This is a genomic window from Streptomyces sp. NPDC001502, assembly GCF_042894785.1.
Classification (GTDB): domain Bacteria; phylum Actinomycetota; class Actinomycetes; order Streptomycetales; family Streptomycetaceae; genus Streptomyces; species Streptomyces kutzneri.
Genome location: NZ_JBIAVW010000013.1, coordinates 55887 through 70116, shown reverse-complemented (window position 1 = coordinate 70116; position 14230 = coordinate 55887). Strand labels below are relative to the sequence as shown.

The 14230-nt window shown below is 72.1% G+C and carries 14 protein-coding genes; 7 read left to right on the top strand and 7 right to left on the bottom strand.

Annotated features, from left to right (window positions below):
• The first annotated feature begins 92 nt into the window (after positions 1-92).
• On the top strand, positions 93-1322 hold the full coding sequence (locus ACFY0D_RS23195; protein WP_390799970.1) for a serine hydrolase domain-containing protein: 1230 nt from the start codon (positions 93-95) through the stop codon (positions 1320-1322).
• Between the two features lie 40 nt (positions 1323-1362).
• Here ACFY0D_RS23195 and ACFY0D_RS23190 read toward each other — a convergent pair whose 3' ends face one another.
• Both ACFY0D_RS23190 and ACFY0D_RS23185 read right to left on the bottom strand, forming a co-directional pair.
• On the bottom strand, positions 1363-1710 hold the full coding sequence (locus ACFY0D_RS23190) for a hypothetical protein (RefSeq protein WP_390799969.1): 348 nt from the start codon (positions 1708-1710) through the stop codon (positions 1363-1365).
• Complete coding sequence (locus tag ACFY0D_RS23185) at positions 1707-2204, bottom strand: barstar family protein (RefSeq protein ID WP_390799968.1); 498 nt, start codon at positions 2202-2204, stop codon at positions 1707-1709. The genes ACFY0D_RS23190 and ACFY0D_RS23185 overlap by 4 nt, the downstream gene beginning before the upstream one ends.
• A gap of 246 nt (positions 2205-2450) precedes the next feature.
• Here ACFY0D_RS23185 and ACFY0D_RS23180 point away from each other — a divergent pair, with 246 nt between their 5' ends.
• From ACFY0D_RS23180 to ACFY0D_RS23170, 3 genes are all read left to right on the top strand, one after another.
• Positions 2451-2906, top strand: a complete 456-nt coding sequence (locus ACFY0D_RS23180) for a hypothetical protein (protein WP_390799967.1) — start codon at positions 2451-2453, stop codon at positions 2904-2906.
• Between the two features lie 321 nt (positions 2907-3227).
• The gene (locus tag ACFY0D_RS23175; RefSeq protein WP_390799966.1) at positions 3228-3458 is read left to right on the top strand and encodes an antitoxin MazE7; all 231 of its coding nucleotides are present in this window, start codon (positions 3228-3230) and stop codon (positions 3456-3458) included.
• A gap of 96 nt (positions 3459-3554) precedes the next feature.
• Positions 3555-4385, top strand: a complete 831-nt coding sequence (locus tag ACFY0D_RS23170; protein ID WP_390799965.1) for a class I SAM-dependent methyltransferase — start codon at positions 3555-3557, stop codon at positions 4383-4385.
• Positions 4386-4466: 81 nt separating this feature from the next.
• Here ACFY0D_RS23170 and ACFY0D_RS23165 read toward each other — a convergent pair whose 3' ends face one another.
• The gene (locus ACFY0D_RS23165; RefSeq protein WP_390799964.1) at positions 4467-5426 is read right to left on the bottom strand and encodes a LysR family transcriptional regulator; all 960 of its coding nucleotides are present in this window, start codon (positions 5424-5426) and stop codon (positions 4467-4469) included.
• Positions 5427-5603: 177 nt separating this feature from the next.
• Here ACFY0D_RS23165 and ACFY0D_RS23160 point away from each other — a divergent pair, with 177 nt between their 5' ends.
• The gene (locus tag ACFY0D_RS23160) at positions 5604-9077 is read left to right on the top strand and encodes a M28 family peptidase (RefSeq protein ID WP_390800077.1); all 3474 of its coding nucleotides are present in this window, start codon (positions 5604-5606) and stop codon (positions 9075-9077) included.
• 77 nt (positions 9078-9154) lie between these two features.
• Here ACFY0D_RS23160 and ACFY0D_RS23155 read toward each other — a convergent pair whose 3' ends face one another.
• From ACFY0D_RS23155 to ACFY0D_RS23145, 3 genes are all read right to left on the bottom strand, one after another.
• Positions 9155-9619 (bottom strand): hypothetical protein, encoded by a 465-nt coding sequence (locus ACFY0D_RS23155; protein ID WP_390799963.1) that lies wholly within the window; start codon positions 9617-9619, stop codon positions 9155-9157.
• Positions 9620-9705: 86 nt separating this feature from the next.
• Complete coding sequence (locus ACFY0D_RS23150; RefSeq protein ID WP_390799962.1) at positions 9706-11247, bottom strand: aldehyde dehydrogenase family protein; 1542 nt, start codon at positions 11245-11247, stop codon at positions 9706-9708.
• Between the two features lie 209 nt (positions 11248-11456).
• On the bottom strand, positions 11457-11735 hold the full coding sequence (locus tag ACFY0D_RS23145) for a hypothetical protein (RefSeq protein WP_390799961.1): 279 nt from the start codon (positions 11733-11735) through the stop codon (positions 11457-11459).
• Positions 11736-11832: 97 nt separating this feature from the next.
• On the opposite strand from ACFY0D_RS23145, the gene ACFY0D_RS23140 reads away from it, so the two are divergent.
• Positions 11833-12222 carry a PleD family two-component system response regulator gene (locus ACFY0D_RS23140; RefSeq protein WP_390799960.1) on the top strand — a complete coding sequence of 130 codons (390 nt, stop codon included), beginning with the start codon at positions 11833-11835 and terminating at the stop codon, positions 12220-12222.
• Positions 12223-12528: 306 nt separating this feature from the next.
• The gene (locus ACFY0D_RS23135; protein ID WP_390799959.1) at positions 12529-13179 is read left to right on the top strand and encodes a DUF4360 domain-containing protein; all 651 of its coding nucleotides are present in this window, start codon (positions 12529-12531) and stop codon (positions 13177-13179) included.
• On the opposite strand, the gene cynR is transcribed toward ACFY0D_RS23135, so the two are convergent.
• Entirely contained in the window at positions 13146-14114 is a 969-nt protein-coding gene (gene cynR, locus ACFY0D_RS23130) for a transcriptional regulator CynR (protein ID WP_390799958.1), read from the bottom strand. The genes ACFY0D_RS23135 and cynR overlap by 34 nt on opposite strands.
• Between the last annotated feature and the right edge of the window lie 116 nt (positions 14115-14230).

Sequence of the window (14230 nt, the reverse complement as noted above, 5' to 3'; positions counted from 1 at the left end):
CGGCGTTGCGCCGACTGGCCCATCTCGCACGGTGGGCGTTCCATCGAAGGGTGGGCCTTGTCCCGAGGGGCTCTTCGCGGCAGGAGATCGCCATGACCGCAGTGGGGACCGCGCTCCCGGGCCGCGCCCGGACGGCGCTGCTGTGCGCCACCGCGCTGCTCGGCACGGTCCTGCCGGCCGGCGGCGCGTGGGCGGCGACCGGGGCGGGGTCCGCGCCGGCGTCGTGCGTGGCGTCCCCCGCGCCCTCGGGCGGCGAGGCGAAGCAGATCATGGACATCGCCAAGGCGGCGCAGAAGGAGCTGGACCTGAACGCCGTCGTACTGCGGGTCACGCGCGACGGGCAAGAGGTCGTCACGGGCGCACTCGGCGAGTCGATGACGGGTGTCCCGGCCACGGCGGACATGCACTTCCGGGCCGGTTCGGTGGCCATCGTCTACATGGGCATCGCCATGCTGCAACTGGTCGAGGACGGCAAGGCCGGCCTGGACGATCCGATCTCGCGCTGGCTCCCCGACGCGCCGCACGCCGACGAGATCACCCTGCGCATGCTCGGCGCCTCCACCTCGGGGCTGCGCGACTACGTGCCCGACCCGAAGTTCCTCGCGGCCCTGTACGCCGACCCGTTCCGCCAGTGGACCCCCGACGAGCTCGTGGGCATCTCCGCCGCCCACCCCCTGCTGTACGAGCCGGGAACGAGCTGGAGCTACTCCCACGCGAACTTCGTGCTCCTCGGGCAGGCCCTGGAGAAGATCTCCGGCATGCCGCTGGCCAAGGTGATGGAGCAGCAGATCACGGGGCCCGCCGGGCTGGGCAACACCCTCAACAGCTTCACGCCCCAGATCGAGGAGCCCGTCCTGCACTCCTTCGACGCGGAGCGCGGCAGGTACGAGGAGTCCACCTACTGGAACCCCTCCTGGACCACCGCCCCCGGCGCGGTCCTGAACACCCACATCTGCGACCTGGCCCGCTCGGCCGAGGTCGTGGGTACGGGTGAGCTGCTCTCGCCGCAGAGTTTCAAGGTGCAGCTCGACCCGGGCACGGTGGGCCTCGGCGGCAACACCCCCGGCTGTGCGCCCAAGGACTGCTTCCGCCAGCTTCCGGCCCGGCACTTCGGCTACGGCGTGATCGTCCAGAACGGCTGGATCCAGTCGAACCCGTCCTTCGCGGGCTACGCGGCCATCCAGGCGTACCTGCCGAGCGAGCACCTGGCCATCGCGGTGTCCACCACGGTCGGCCCCAAAGCCCCCGAGAACAACACGGCGCAGACCATCGCCGCCCGGATCGCGGCAGCCCTGGCCCCGGGGAACTCCCTGGCGGGATGACGGCGGCGGCCCCGCACGGACGCATCGGACCGGCCCCCGGTCAGTCGCCCGAGAAGGCGATCCTCAGGTCCGTCTCCCGACGGCATCGCAGGCCCCAGGTCAGCAGCGTGGCCATGATCTCGCGTTCCGCGCCGTGCAGGCGGGCGAGGTCCGAGGCCTCCAGCTCCCGCACCATCCGGGCCACGGCTTCACCGCGGAGCACGGTGTCCCCGTACAGGTCCACGCCGGCAAGGGTGGACAGCCCGGAGCGCCCGAGCCGCTCGATCGCCGCCCAAAGCGCGTCATCGACGATGATCCGCTCCAGCATCCCTGCCGCCGGACGCGGCCCGGGCTTCCGGCGCGTCCGGGCCGTGGACACCCCACGCCGAAGTTCGATGACGAGCGTCACGGAGCAGCCCCTTCCCCGATGCGCAGGTGTGACGAGACCGTCTCGTCCCAGCACAGGCGCAGTTGTTCCCGCAGGTCCGGAACGGATCCTGCCGCGCAGGACATGACGAGCACGAGCCTGCTGAGGTCAAGGCCGTCGGACCGCCGCGGCCCGGCCCATCGCCGGCCTGCCTGCAGAAGGGTCCTGAAGAGCAGTCGCCGTGCGGCGGCATCCTCCCGCAGCGCCTCGTCCGCGGCCTCGACGACGAGTACGCAGCGGTCCGCGGGCGGCAGCCGGTCCGGATCGCGCAGGCAGTCGAGGAGGGCGTGCCAGTTCCACCCGAAGTGGTCCGGCAGCTTCAGCTTGTCGTAGAACTGCAGGAAGACCGCGTCCGTGTCCCGCATCTGACGGCCGTCGAGGCGTACTGCGTACGTGCTGCCGGTCGTGGGGAGCAACAGATCGACAGGCAGGGCGCCTTGCTCCGGAACGACGTGCACCCAGGGCACGGTGCGCACACCGCCACCTCCCCCTCCGACGGTTCGGACCTCCACCACCGTCAGAGCAGGGACGGCCGCGACCCGCAGTCTAGTGCTGTGGCCGGGAGGGTTTGCCGGGTCGCGGCGTCCGGTGCATGGGGTCTCCCCAGGCCCGCAGGGCCTGGGGGAAGCGTCGCAAGGCGGAGGGCCGCGGCTTCCCGGTGAACCCTGCCGGTCACAGCACTAGATCCGAAAGCGAAACGGTTGTGCGGCATGATCTGGATCATGACGCATCCCTCCTTGCCGACCACCGAGTCGGCCGTCGCGGCGATTCGGGCCATCGCGGCCGAGTACCGGCTGGCCATGTCCGTCACCGACGACATCGGCGCCGACCAGACGTCGCGGCGGACCTCGGCGCCCCTGTTCGCCGTCGTCGACCCCGACGGATCGCTGCCCCACGAGGCCTTCGTGGAACTGGGCGGCAGCCCGGCCGTCAGCGTGCGGATCTTCCCCGAGGACGACGCGAAGATCACCGTCGACGGGGTGGAGTTCGACGACGTCCCCCGGGACTCCGTCCCCGCGTTCCTGAGGTCCGTCTACGGCGGACTGGCCTTCGTGAAGGGACGGTTCTTCCCGCCGGGCTACTGGCTGTCCGTCCCCCTGCCCGGCGACGAGACGTACCGGGAGAGCGTCGGGGGCCCCTCGCTCACGCCCTGGCTCTCCGGACGCGTCCGCGCCTGAGGCCGTACCTTCCGTCGCGGGTGGGCGGTCAAGGGCACGCTCGACGCCCTCCCGCCGATCCGCAGGAGCGGTGATGTCCACGGGGAGACGGCCGAGGGCTCCGGGCGCGGCGATGTGCACCGTCAGCACCGGATCACCGGCGGAACCCGCGCCCACGGCCTGGCCACGGCACGGTGCCGCGCCGCCGGCGAGCCGTACGGTGCCTGCGGCGGCGCCCGGGACCGGCACGGTCAACACCTGCGCCCTGTGAGCCCGCCGGACCGCCGCCGGTCCTGCGCCGAACGGGCCCCCGCCCGGTCACCGGGCGCGCATACTCGGAGCATGGCCGACACCACCACCGTCGAGGTCGACACCGATGTGCACGACCGCCTCGCCGTACTCGCCGCGGACCGCGGACTGAGCCTGCGCGCGTACCTCGCCGAACTCGCCACCGCCCAGGAGAACGAGGCCGCGCTCACCCGGGCCGCGCTCGCCTTCGAGCGGGCGCTGGAGCGGCCCGGGTTCCGCGAGGGCTTCGCGCGCGACTTCGGCCGCCTGTCGTCGCGCGACTGAAGCGGCGGGCGCCCGTGGGGCCGCCGACGGGCCGGGTCCGCGAAACGTACCTATGCTCGGAGAAGGGGCTGCCCCGAGCCCTGGAGGACGGCTGTCATGACCGAGGCGAGCGATGCGGCCCAGGCGGACCGCACTCTGAAGGCCCGGCACCGCGCGATGTGGGCGCTGGGCGACTACCAGTCGGTGGCCTCCCACGTCATTCCGGAGCTGGGGGCCGTACTCGTGAAGGAGTGCGGCGTCCAGCGCGGCGACCGGGTGCTCGACGTCGCGGCGGGCTCGGGCAACGCCGCCATACCGGCCGCCCTGGCCGGGGCCGACGTGGTGGCGTCCGATCTCACCCCCGAGCTGCTGGAGATCGGCCGGCACCTGGCCTCCGTACGCGGGGCCACCCTGGAGTGGCGGGAGGCGGACGCCGAGCACCTGCCCTTCGCCGACGGCGAGTTCGATGTCGTGATGTCCTGCGTCGGCATCATGTTCGCCCCGCACCACCGGCCCGCCGCCGAGGAGATGCTGCGCGTCTGCCGGGCCGGCGGCACGGTCGGGCTGGTCAACTGGACCCCGCAGGGCTTCGTGGGCCGGATGTTCGCCACGATGAAGCCGTACGCTCCCCCGCCCCCGCCCGGGGCCCAGCCGCCCCCGCTGTGGGGGGACGAGGAACACGTGCACGAGCTGCTCGGCGACGCGGTCACCGACGTGGACGCGCGCCGCCGGACGGTTCGCGTGGACCGCTTCACGGGTCCCACGGACTTCCGGGAGTTCTTCAAGGCCTGCTACGGGCCCACCGTGGCCGTCTACCGCGCCGTCGCCGACGAGCCGGACCGGGTCGCCGAGCTGGACGCGGCGCTGGACGCCCTCGCCGCCGAGCACACGGTGGACGGGGTCATGGAGTGGGAGTACCTGCTGCTGACGGCCCACCGCCGGAGCTGACCCCTGCCCGGCCCCGCACCACACCGCACCACACCGCGCCGCCCCGCGCCGCCCCGCGCCCGGTCCGCGACGCCCCGCCGGTCAGTCGAGGGCCGGATGCACCTCGGGGTGGGCGTCCCACCACTCCTTGTGGAAGGGGTTGTTGTCCACATTGGCCAGGTAGGCGCGGGCCGCCGCCCGGTAGAGCAGTTCCGCCTGCCCGGCCGAGAGCGCGGCGCGGCTCCACGCGAGGCGGATGCGGCCGATGATGGGGGTGCCGACGAGCGGGCGCATCACCGTGCCCTCGCCGGACGGGGCCGTCGGCTGGCTGAGCGCGACCGCGCGTCCCGCGGCGATCAGGTCGTGCTGCATCTTGCGGTCGGTGATCCGGTAGCGCAGTGAGGGGCTGAATCCGGCCTTCGCGCAGGCGGTGACGAGTGCCTCGGGGCCGCCGTCGTCGTCCTCCACCAGGGTCATCCACGACTCCCCGGCCAGGTCGGCCAGTTCGATGCGGTCCAGACCCGCGAGGGGGTGCCCGGCGGACAGCCGGATGCAGAACGGCTCCTTCGGGATCAGCGTCCTGGCCAGGGTTCCCTCCGGCAGCGGCACCTCGTGGCCGTTGACCTCCCCGTACACGATGGCGTCGTAGCGTCCGGCGCCGAGCATCCGCGCCAGCACGGTGACCGAATCCTCCAGGTCCACGGCTATCTCCCGGCCTGACATGGACAGGTCAGTCTGGGCGAGGAGGCTGTCGAGCAGGACGAGCATGATGCAGCCCAGCCGCAGCGGGCCGCCGGTCGACATGGCGCGCGCCTGGGCTCCCAGGGCGTCCATCTCGCTGAGTACGCGACGCGCCTTGGCCAGCACGAACTGGCCCAGTGCCGTGGGTTCCACCCCGCTGCGGCCCCGTACGAAGAGCTCGCCCCCGGTGACCCGTTCGATGCGGCGCAACTGGGCGGAAAGTGCGGGCTGGGACACTCCGAGCCGCCGCGCCGCGCCCCCCAGGCTGCCCGCCTCCGCTATCCGGCAGACGGCTTGCAGATGCCTCAACTCCAGCTGCATCCGGGCAGCGTACGAGCCGGGCCGCCACGGCACCATAACGCGGACCTTATGCCCCCCGAGATGTCCCAATCTCGTCATGTTCACGCTCATACTCGGCCGCGAACGGCACTCATCCCCGACCCCCCACGATCGGAGTGGACGTTGCATCCCAGCAGATGGACGGCGGCCGTGGCAGCGATGGCGCTGACCGCGAGCCTTGCCGGCGCTCTGGCCGGGACGGCATCGGCTGCGCAGCAGGCGCAGCCCTCCCCGTCCCAGAAGGACACACCGGCCGCACGTGCGGTCGCGGCCGCCGACCAGGCCGTCGACAGCGGCCTGGACTCCCTGGTCAACTCCTCCCAGGAACAGTACGAACGGCGTCTCGTCACCCCCTGGGTGAAGGACCTCTACTCCGTCTCGTACGAGCGCAGTTACCGCGGCCTGCCGGTCGTCGGCGGCGACGCGGTCGTGCTCGCGGACGGCACCGGCAAGGTGCGCGCCCTCCAGTCCGCCTCCTCCGTGCGCATCGACGTCTCCACCCGGGCGTCGGTCTCCGCGAAGGACGCCGAGTCCGCCTCGCGGGCGAAGCTGGCCTCGGTCGACAAGGTCGAGAGCAGCCGGCTCGTGGTCCGCCTCAAGGACGACAGGCCGGTGCTGGCCTGGGAGACCGTGCTGAGCGGCCGTACGAAGACCGCGCCCAGCAGGCTCCACGTGTTCGTGGACGCACGGACCGGCGCCTTCGTCGACAGCTACGACGAGGTGGTCGCGGGCACCGGCAACAGCAAGTGGAACGGGCCGGGCCCGGTCACCATCGACACCACCAACTCGGGCTCCACGTACACGCTGCGCGACCCGAACCGGACCGGCCTGAGCTGTGCGGACTACAGCACCGGCACGGTCTTCACGAAGTCCTCCGACTCCTGGGGCACGGGCAACCCCACGAGCAAGGAGACCGGCTGCGTCGACCTGATGTTCGCGGCGCAGAAGCAGTGGGACATGCTCTCCCAGTGGCTGGGCCGCAACGGCGTCAGCGGCAACGGGCGCAGCTTCCCCGCCAAGGTGGGCCTGAGCGACCTCAACGCCTACTGGGACGGCAGCTCGGTCACCATCGGGCGCAACAGCGCCAACGAGTGGATCGCGGGCATCGACGTGGTGGCCCACGAGTACGGGCACGCCATCGACTCCAACACCCCGGGCGGCACCAGCGGCCAGGAGTCCGGGCTCGGCGAGGCCACCGGTGACATCTTCGGCGCGCTGACCGAGGCCTTCGCCAACGAGCCGGCCCCGTACGACACTCCGGACTACACGGTCGGCGAGGTCATCAACCTCCAGGGCCGGGGCCCGATCCGGAACATGTACAACCCGCCGGCCGTCAACAACGACCCGGCCTGCTACAGCTCCGCGATACCCGGCACCGAGGTGCACGCGGCGGCCGGTCCCCTGAACCACTGGTTCTACCTGCTGGCCGAGGGCACCAGCCCCGGCGGCGGCAAGCCCAGCAGCAGCACCTGCAACGGCTCCACCCTGACGGGTGTGGGCGTGCAGAACGCCGGCAAGATCTTCTACGGCGGCATGCTGCTCAAGACCAGCAGCATGTCCTACAAGAAGTACCGTACGGCGACGCTGAGTTCCGCCAAGTCGCTCGACACCACCTGTGACCTCTTCAACAAGACCAAGGGGGCCTGGGACGCGATCAGCGTGCCCGCCCAGAGCGCCGACCCGACCTGTACCCCGAGCGGCCAGAACAACGACTTCTCCATGTCGCTGAGCCCCTCCTCGGGCACCGTCCAGCAGGGCGGTTCCGTCACCACCACGGTCGGCACCGCGGTCACCACGGGCAACGCCCAGTCGGTGACGCTGACCGCCTCCGGCCTCCCGGCCGGCGTGAGCGCCTCCTTCAACCCGGCCACCGTGCAGTCCGGCCAGTCCTCGGTGCTCACCCTGACCGCGACGGCCAACGCGGCTCCCGGTGCGTCCACGGTCGTCGTCAAGGGCCAGGGCGCAGCGCTCTCCCACACGGTCGACTACTCGCTGAACGTGGGCGGGACCCAGCCCGGCAACGACCCGCCGGACATCGACGTCGCCAACGTGCAGGCGCACCTGACCCAGTTCAACACCATCGCGAGCCAGAACGGCGGCCACCGCCGTGCGGGCAGCGCCGGCTACACCCAGTCGCTGGCGTACGTGAAGGGCAAGCTGCAGGCGGCCGGTTACACCGTCACCGAGCAGAACTGCACCTCCTGCACCTACCCGTCGAACAACCTGATCGCCGACTGGCCCGGCGGCCCCGCCGACCAGACCGTCATGTTCGGCGCGCACCTCGACAGCGTCTCGGCCGGCCCCGGCATCAACGACAACGGCTCGGGCTCCGCGACCCTGCTGGAGAACGCCCTCGTCCTCGCCCAGAAGAACCCGACGATGACCAAGCACGTGCGCTTCGCCTGGTGGACCGACGAGGAGCAGGGCCTCAACGGCTCCGAGTTCTACGTCAACCAGCTGAGCAGCGCCCAGCGCAGCGCCATCAAGGGCTACTACAACTTCGACATGGTCGGCTCCACCAACGGCGGCTACTTCATCAACAACGTCAACTCCACCACCGCCGCCCCGCTGAAGGCGTACTGGACCTCGCTGAACCTGGCGCCCGAGGAGAACACCGAGGGCCAGGGCCGCAGCGACGACTACTCCTTCCAGCAGGCCGGTATCCCCACCTCCGGCTACGCGGCCGGCGCCAGCGCCCGCAAGACCTCGGCGCAGGCCACGAAGTGGGGCGGCACGGCCAACGCCGCCTACGACCCCTGCTACCACAGCTCCTGCGACACCACGAACAACATCAACGCCACGGTGCTGAACCGCAGCGCCGACGGTGTCGCCTACGCCGTCTGGAAGCAGGCGGTCGGCGGTGAGACCCCCGCGCAGGACTTCTCCATCGGCGTCAGCCCGTCCGCGGGCAGCGCGGCCCCCGGCGGTTCGGCTTCCGCCACGGTCAACACCGCCACCGTGAGCGGCGCCGCCCAGACCGTCGCGCTCTCCGTCTCCGGCGCGCCGGCCGGTGTCACCGCGACGCTCAGCCCGACGTCCGTCCAGTCCGGCAGCTCCTCGGCGCTGTCCGTCCAGGTCGGCGCGAGCACCGCGCCCGGCACCTACACCCTGACGATCACCGGCTCCGGCACCGTCAGCCACACCACCACCTACACGCTCACCGTCACCGGTGGCGGTACCTGCACACCGCGCCAGCTCGTGGCCAACGGCGGCTTCGAGAGCGGCTCCAGCCCGTGGACCGCGACCGCCGGTGTCATCACCAACCAGTCCGGCCAGACCCCGCACGGCGGCAGCTACAAGGCATGGCTGAACGGGTACGGGTCCACCCACACGGACAGCGCCGCCCAGACGCTGACCATCCCGTCGGGCTGCTCCACGTACCGGCTCGGCTTCTTCCTCCACATCGACACGGACGAGGACGAGAACGTCGTCTACGACCGGTTCACCGTCTCGGTGGCCGGCCAGACCCTGGAGACCCTCTCCAACCTGAACGCGAACTCCGGCTACGTGGAGAAGTCCTACAACCTCTCGCAGTTCGCCGGCCAGACCGTCACCCTGAAGTTCAACGGCACGGAGGACCAGTCCCTGCAGACCTCCTTCGTGGTGGACGACGTCACCCTCCAGGTGAGCTGACGCCCACCTGAGCTCCCGACCGGAACGAGCCCGGCCCGGCCCCGCACCACGGGGCCGGGCCGGGCCCGTGGTGCGGACTAGCGCGCCCGCCTGCCCCGCGTAGCCCCTGCCGCGGCCACGGACCAGCCCGCCACCCAGAGCCCGCCGACCACCAGCGCCGCGACGGCCGTCGCCATGCGGGGAGGCGGGTCCCCCAGGCCCGGGGCCAGACCGGCCGCCCGGGCGCCGAAGCCGATGACCCCGGCCCCGACCATCACGACGCCCAGCCAGGAGACGCCGACCGCGGACCGTCGCAGCCAGTGGGCGGCCGGCGGGCGGACCAGCAGCAGGGACACGACCGCCATGAGCAGGCCGAGGCCGGCATTGCCCAGCTGGGCGGCCGTGACGTCGGCGACCTGGGCGTAGGCCTCGGGCGGGGCGGGGAAGCCCGGCATGCCCAGCTCGCCGTCCCGCGCGAGGTCCACCTTGCTCACGGTGTAGGCGAGCGCTCCGGCACAGGCGGTGAGTGCGGCGACCAGTTGCTTTCTCGGTGTTCGGGTCATGGCCTCATCCTGCTGGCCGGGACGCCGCCGCCACCTCCTCCCCGCGTACCGTCCGCCTCCCCCGCCCGGGGGAGGCGGGGCACCCCCTAGGGCATCAGCTGGTACTCGGGGAAGTTGCCCGGCAGCCGTTCGCCGTCCCGGCCGTCGGTGACGGCGTGCACGAGCAGTTCACCGCCGACGAACGCACCGCGCCAGGAGCCGCCGAACCCCCCGAAGAGCTCCTCGCGGTCGCCGCGCGAGCGGGGCTTGCCGTGGCCGAGCTTGAAGGCCCGGATCTGTGGGGCGAGCCGGGCGAAGGTGGCCGGATCGTCGGTGGACAGGGTCGCGACGAGGGCGCCGCCCGAGGCGTTCATCGCGGCGAGCAGCTCCGCCTCGGTGTCGACGAGGACGATGGTGTCGACGGGCCCGAAGGGTTCGGCGTGGTAGAGCGGGGAGGAGGCCGGCGGGCTGAGCAGCGTGAGCGGGGCCATGTACGCGGAGGTGTCCTGGCCCTCCAGGAAGCGGGCCGGCTCCAGCGTGCCGCGGTAGAGCGGTACGGCGCCCCGCTCGATCGCCTCGGCGGCGTGGTCGGTGAGCTCCTTGGCCTTGGCGGCGTTGATGAGGGGGCCGAAGTCCAGCTCGGGCAGGGGGTCTTCGGGGTGCGCGACGGCGAGCGGGTGGCCGGTCCGGATGGCGGAGACGGCCGGCAGGTAGGCGGCGAGGAAGGCGTCGAAGGCGGTGCGCTGGACGACGAAGCGCGGGTAGGCGGTGCAGCGCTGCTTGCCGTAGTCGAAGAGTTTGGGGATGACCGCCGTCAGGGCGGACCAGTCGGTGTGCTCCCAGATGCCCCAGGTGTTGAGGCCCTCCTGCTCCAGGATGTGGCGCTTGCCGAGGTCGGTGACGGCGGTGGCGATCCGTGCTCCGGTGTCGCGGCCGCCGACGAAGGAGACGCACCCGATCTCCGGGGAGCGTACGAGGGCTCCGGACAGTTCGGCTCCGCTGCCGCTGACCAGGGTGACCGGGATGCCCTCGCGGCGGATCAGCGCGCCGGCGAGGGTGAGGCAGGCGAGCCCTCCGTCGGTGGGGGTCTTCGCGATGACCGCGTTGCCCGCGAGGGCCTGTACGAGCATGGCGTGGACCAGTACGGACATGGGGTAGTTCCAGCTCGCGATGTTGGAGACGGGCCCGGCGAGCGGGGACCGGCCCTCGGCCATGGTCTCGATGTGCTCCACGTACCAGCGGACGCCGTCGACGGCCCGGTCCACATCGGCCTGGGCGAGGTGCCAGGGCTTGCCGATCTCCCAGACGAGCAGGAGCGAGAGCAGTTCCCGGTGCTCGGTGAGGGCGTCGAGGGCGGCGGTGACCCGGGCCCGGCGTTCGGGCAGCGGGACGTGCCGCCAGGCGCGGTGCTCGTCGAGGCAGGCCCGTACGGCCGCACCGGCGGTCTCGGGGTCGAGCCGCGGCGGGCCCGCGACGGGGCTGCCGTCGACCGGGCTGGTGGCGGGCAGGCTGCGGCCGTCGGGCTGCCAGGAGCCGCCCCAGAGGTTGAGGACGCGTTCGTCACGGAAGGCCTCGGGGGCGGCGGCCAGGGACCGCCGCCACGCGTCGGACCAGGCGGTACCGGGCTTGAGGGCGAGGGTGGGTGCCATCTGTGGTTCTCCGCTCAGAGGGTGGGCGGGGCAGGGAGGTGGCTCGCGTACGGCGGCCCTTCGCACGGGGGCGGCCGCACTTCGAGGCTACGGGGGCAGCGCCGCCACCGTGCGCAGCGTGGGGGCGAAATGGCCGGTGCCGGCTCGGAGCGGCGAGTCGCCCGGACCTCCTCGCGAGGTCCGGATCCCGCGCCTGGGCGGACACTCCTTCAGCGCTTGCCGCGGCCCCGCTCGGGGGCGACCATGGCGACCAGCCCGTAGTCCAGCTCCGCACCGTCGACCAGCAGGGCCTCGACCGTGCGCGTGCTCGGGTCGATGTCGGCCTCCACGCCCTGCCCGCGGTAGCGGGGGTAGCCCGAGGCGCCCGTCTCACCGGTCGCCTCGACCGTGGCGGACCGCAAGGCCCGGTCCGCGGGGGACTCGCCGCGCAGGTTCTCGATGTGCTCGGGCACCAGCAGGATCTCAAAGCTCTGCGGCTCTGTGCTCATGGACCGAAGCTACCGGATGAGGTGCCCCGGAGCGGGTGTGCACACGCCCCGCCTCGTAGGCTCTGCGGGACCCCCCACGCGGATGAAGAGGAACGACATGAGCGGCGACACCCCGAGCAGGATCCTCCTCGTGGCGAAGGAGACCACCCTCCGGGGCCTGCTGGAGCGCCTCCTCGTGGCCCGGGGGTTCACCGTGGTCGACGGGGGTACCGGGGTGGACACCGTCTCCCTGCTGGGCAGCGCCGGCCCGATCGGCCTGGTGATCTGTGAGCGCACCGGGCCGGGCCTGGACGAGGTGGCGCTGTTCGAGGAGATCCGCCGGCACCCCGATCACGGGCGGGTGCCGATCCTCGCGCTGCCGCCCGCGGATCCGGAGTGCACGGTGCGCGCGCTGGAGGCCGGTGTGAGCGACTGTCTCGCGAAGCCGTTCCATCCGGCGGAGTTCGTGGCCCGCGTCGAGCGGCTGGCCCGGCCGGCAGCGGCCTGATTCCGCTCTTCGGCCCCCGGCCGGTCGTCCGGATCCGGCCGGTCCGGGCCGGGCGGCGCGATTGGCCGGACATCGCCCTGGTCCGGGCCGCCCGGGGTTCCTACGATTCGGGCACCCGGTCTTCACCGATCGGGAATTGTCAGGGACATGCCCAGATTCCCCTTCCTGGGCCTGCCCCCGTTCCACCCTGCACACCGGTCTGTGACGACCCGGCCCCGCTCTGGCCGGCCGCACCCCCCACCCACCGGCACCCAGGCATGCCCGCCTGCGCGCCGCCCGGTACCGAAAGCAGTGGATCGGAGAAACATGTCCGGTGGATTCCTCGTGAGCGGCGCGATCGGCGCCCTGCTCACCGCCACCCTGCCCACGCACGCCACCCCCTCCACGATCGTGAACCCGCCGCCCGACCGCATCGTGATCGAAGTCGCCACGGTCAACGGATCCGGGTGTCCCAAGGACACCGCGCAGGTCGCCGTGTCCCAGGACAACACCGCCTTCACGGTGACCTACAGCGAGTACCTGGCCCAGGTCGGAGGCGGCGCCCCGCCCACCGCGGCGCGCAAGAACTGCCAGCTCAGCCTGATCGTGCACGTGCCCCACGGCTTCACCTACGCGATCGCCAGTGCCGACTACCGCGGCTACGCCTCGCTCGCGCCGGGCGCCAAGGCCACCGAGAAGGCCTCGTACTACTTCCAGGGCTCACCGGACACCGCGGCGCGCACCCACAACTTCAGCGGGCCGCAGGAGGACAACTGGCAGGCCACCGACGTGACCGACTGGGCCCAACTGGTCTGGGCGCCGTGCGGGGTGCAGCGGAACTTCAACATCAACACCGAGCTCCGCGTGACCAGAGGCACCTCGTCCCCCTCGTCGACCAGCTACATGACGATGGACTCCACCGACGGCAGCATCAACACCATCTATCACCTGGCCTGGAAGGAGTGCCCCGGCAAGTGATCCACCCCGCTCCCGGCCGTCTCCCGCTGCGCGTGCGCGCGCAGCGGGGGGCGGTACCCGCGTTCGCGGACCAGCCGCGCGGTGAGCTCGGTGAAGGCGCGGGCCGCGGCGCTCTCGTACGCGCTCTCCCTGCGCAGCAGGGTGACCGTTCGGGCCGGCAGGGCGGGGTCGAGCGGTACGGGGCGCAGGTAAGGGTGGTCGTGGGTGACGGCGTCGGGCAGGACGGTGGCCAGCGTGGTGCGCCGGACGATCTCGGTGAGGGCCTGCACGGAGTTCGCCTCGACCGCGATGTGCGGCCGTACGCCGTGGGCCGCGAGGTAGGCGTCGACGTGCTCGCGGGTGGCGAAGTCCCCGCTGAGCAGGGCCAGTCGGCGCGTCGCGAGGTCGCTCACGGGCAGCGGTCCGGGATCCTCGCCGACGGCGGTGACCAGGCCCAGGGTCTCCGTGAACAGCGGGGTCGCCGCGATCCCGGGCAGGTGCGGCCCCTCGAAGGCGAGTCCGAGCTCGTGCTCGTCGGCGAGCAGCCCGGCTTCGATCCGGTCCTGGGGCATTTCCCGGATCTCCAGGGTGATGCCGGGGTGCGCGCTGTGGAGCCCGGCGACGAGCGGGCCGACGAGGTACGCGGTGAAGGTGGGGGTCAGCGCGAGGCGCAGGTGGCCGCGGGAGAGGTCGGCCAGGTCCAGGACGGCGCGCTCGGCCGCGGCCAGGTCACGTAGGGCGCCGCGCGCGTAGTGGACGTACGTCGCGCCGGCGTCGGTGAGCCGCACGGCGCGCCCGGTCCGGTCCAACAGCTGGACGCCGACGGTGCGTTCGAGCTGCTTCACCTGCTGGGACAGGGTGGGCTGGGAGATCCGCAGCTCTTCGGCGGCGCGGGTGAAGCTGCCGTGTTCGGCGACGGCGATCAAGTAGCGCAGGTGACGCAGTTCCAGAGCCATGGACTCGACTATAGATGGCATCGATGACAGACATGGATATTGCGTCTTGGACACAATAGATGCAGGTCATGCATGGTGGAACACGTCAAGCCCCGTACGGGGCGCATCCCCGGAGG

What these genes read in the sequence shown, in the direction of transcription:
- ACFY0D_RS23195 (WP_390799970.1), top strand. Translation starts at nt 93, where the DNA reads ATGACCGCAGTGGGGACCGCGCTCCCGGGCCGCGCCCGGACGGCGCTG.
- ACFY0D_RS23180 (WP_390799967.1), top strand. Translation starts at nt 2,451, where the DNA reads ATGACGCATCCCTCCTTGCCGACCACCGAGTCGGCCGTCGCGGCGATT.
- ACFY0D_RS23175 (WP_390799966.1), top strand. Translation starts at nt 3,228, where the DNA reads ATGGCCGACACCACCACCGTCGAGGTCGACACCGATGTGCACGACCGC.
- ACFY0D_RS23170 (WP_390799965.1), top strand. Translation starts at nt 3,555, where the DNA reads ATGACCGAGGCGAGCGATGCGGCCCAGGCGGACCGCACTCTGAAGGCC.
- ACFY0D_RS23165 (WP_390799964.1), bottom strand. Translation starts at nt 5,426, where the DNA reads ATGCAGCTGGAGTTGAGGCATCTGCAAGCCGTCTGCCGGATAGCGGAG.
- ACFY0D_RS23160 (WP_390800077.1), top strand. Translation starts at nt 5,604, where the DNA reads ATGGCGCTGACCGCGAGCCTTGCCGGCGCTCTGGCCGGGACGGCATCG.
- ACFY0D_RS23155 (WP_390799963.1), bottom strand. Translation starts at nt 9,619, where the DNA reads ATGACCCGAACACCGAGAAAGCAACTGGTCGCCGCACTCACCGCCTGT.
- ACFY0D_RS23150 (WP_390799962.1), bottom strand. Translation starts at nt 11,247, where the DNA reads ATGGCACCCACCCTCGCCCTCAAGCCCGGTACCGCCTGGTCCGACGCG.
- ACFY0D_RS23145 (WP_390799961.1), bottom strand. Translation starts at nt 11,735, where the DNA reads ATGAGCACAGAGCCGCAGAGCTTTGAGATCCTGCTGGTGCCCGAGCAC.
- ACFY0D_RS23140 (WP_390799960.1), top strand. Translation starts at nt 11,833, where the DNA reads ATGAGCGGCGACACCCCGAGCAGGATCCTCCTCGTGGCGAAGGAGACC.
- ACFY0D_RS23135 (WP_390799959.1), top strand. Translation starts at nt 12,529, where the DNA reads ATGTCCGGTGGATTCCTCGTGAGCGGCGCGATCGGCGCCCTGCTCACC.
- cynR (WP_390799958.1), bottom strand. Translation starts at nt 14,114, where the DNA reads ATGGCTCTGGAACTGCGTCACCTGCGCTACTTGATCGCCGTCGCCGAA.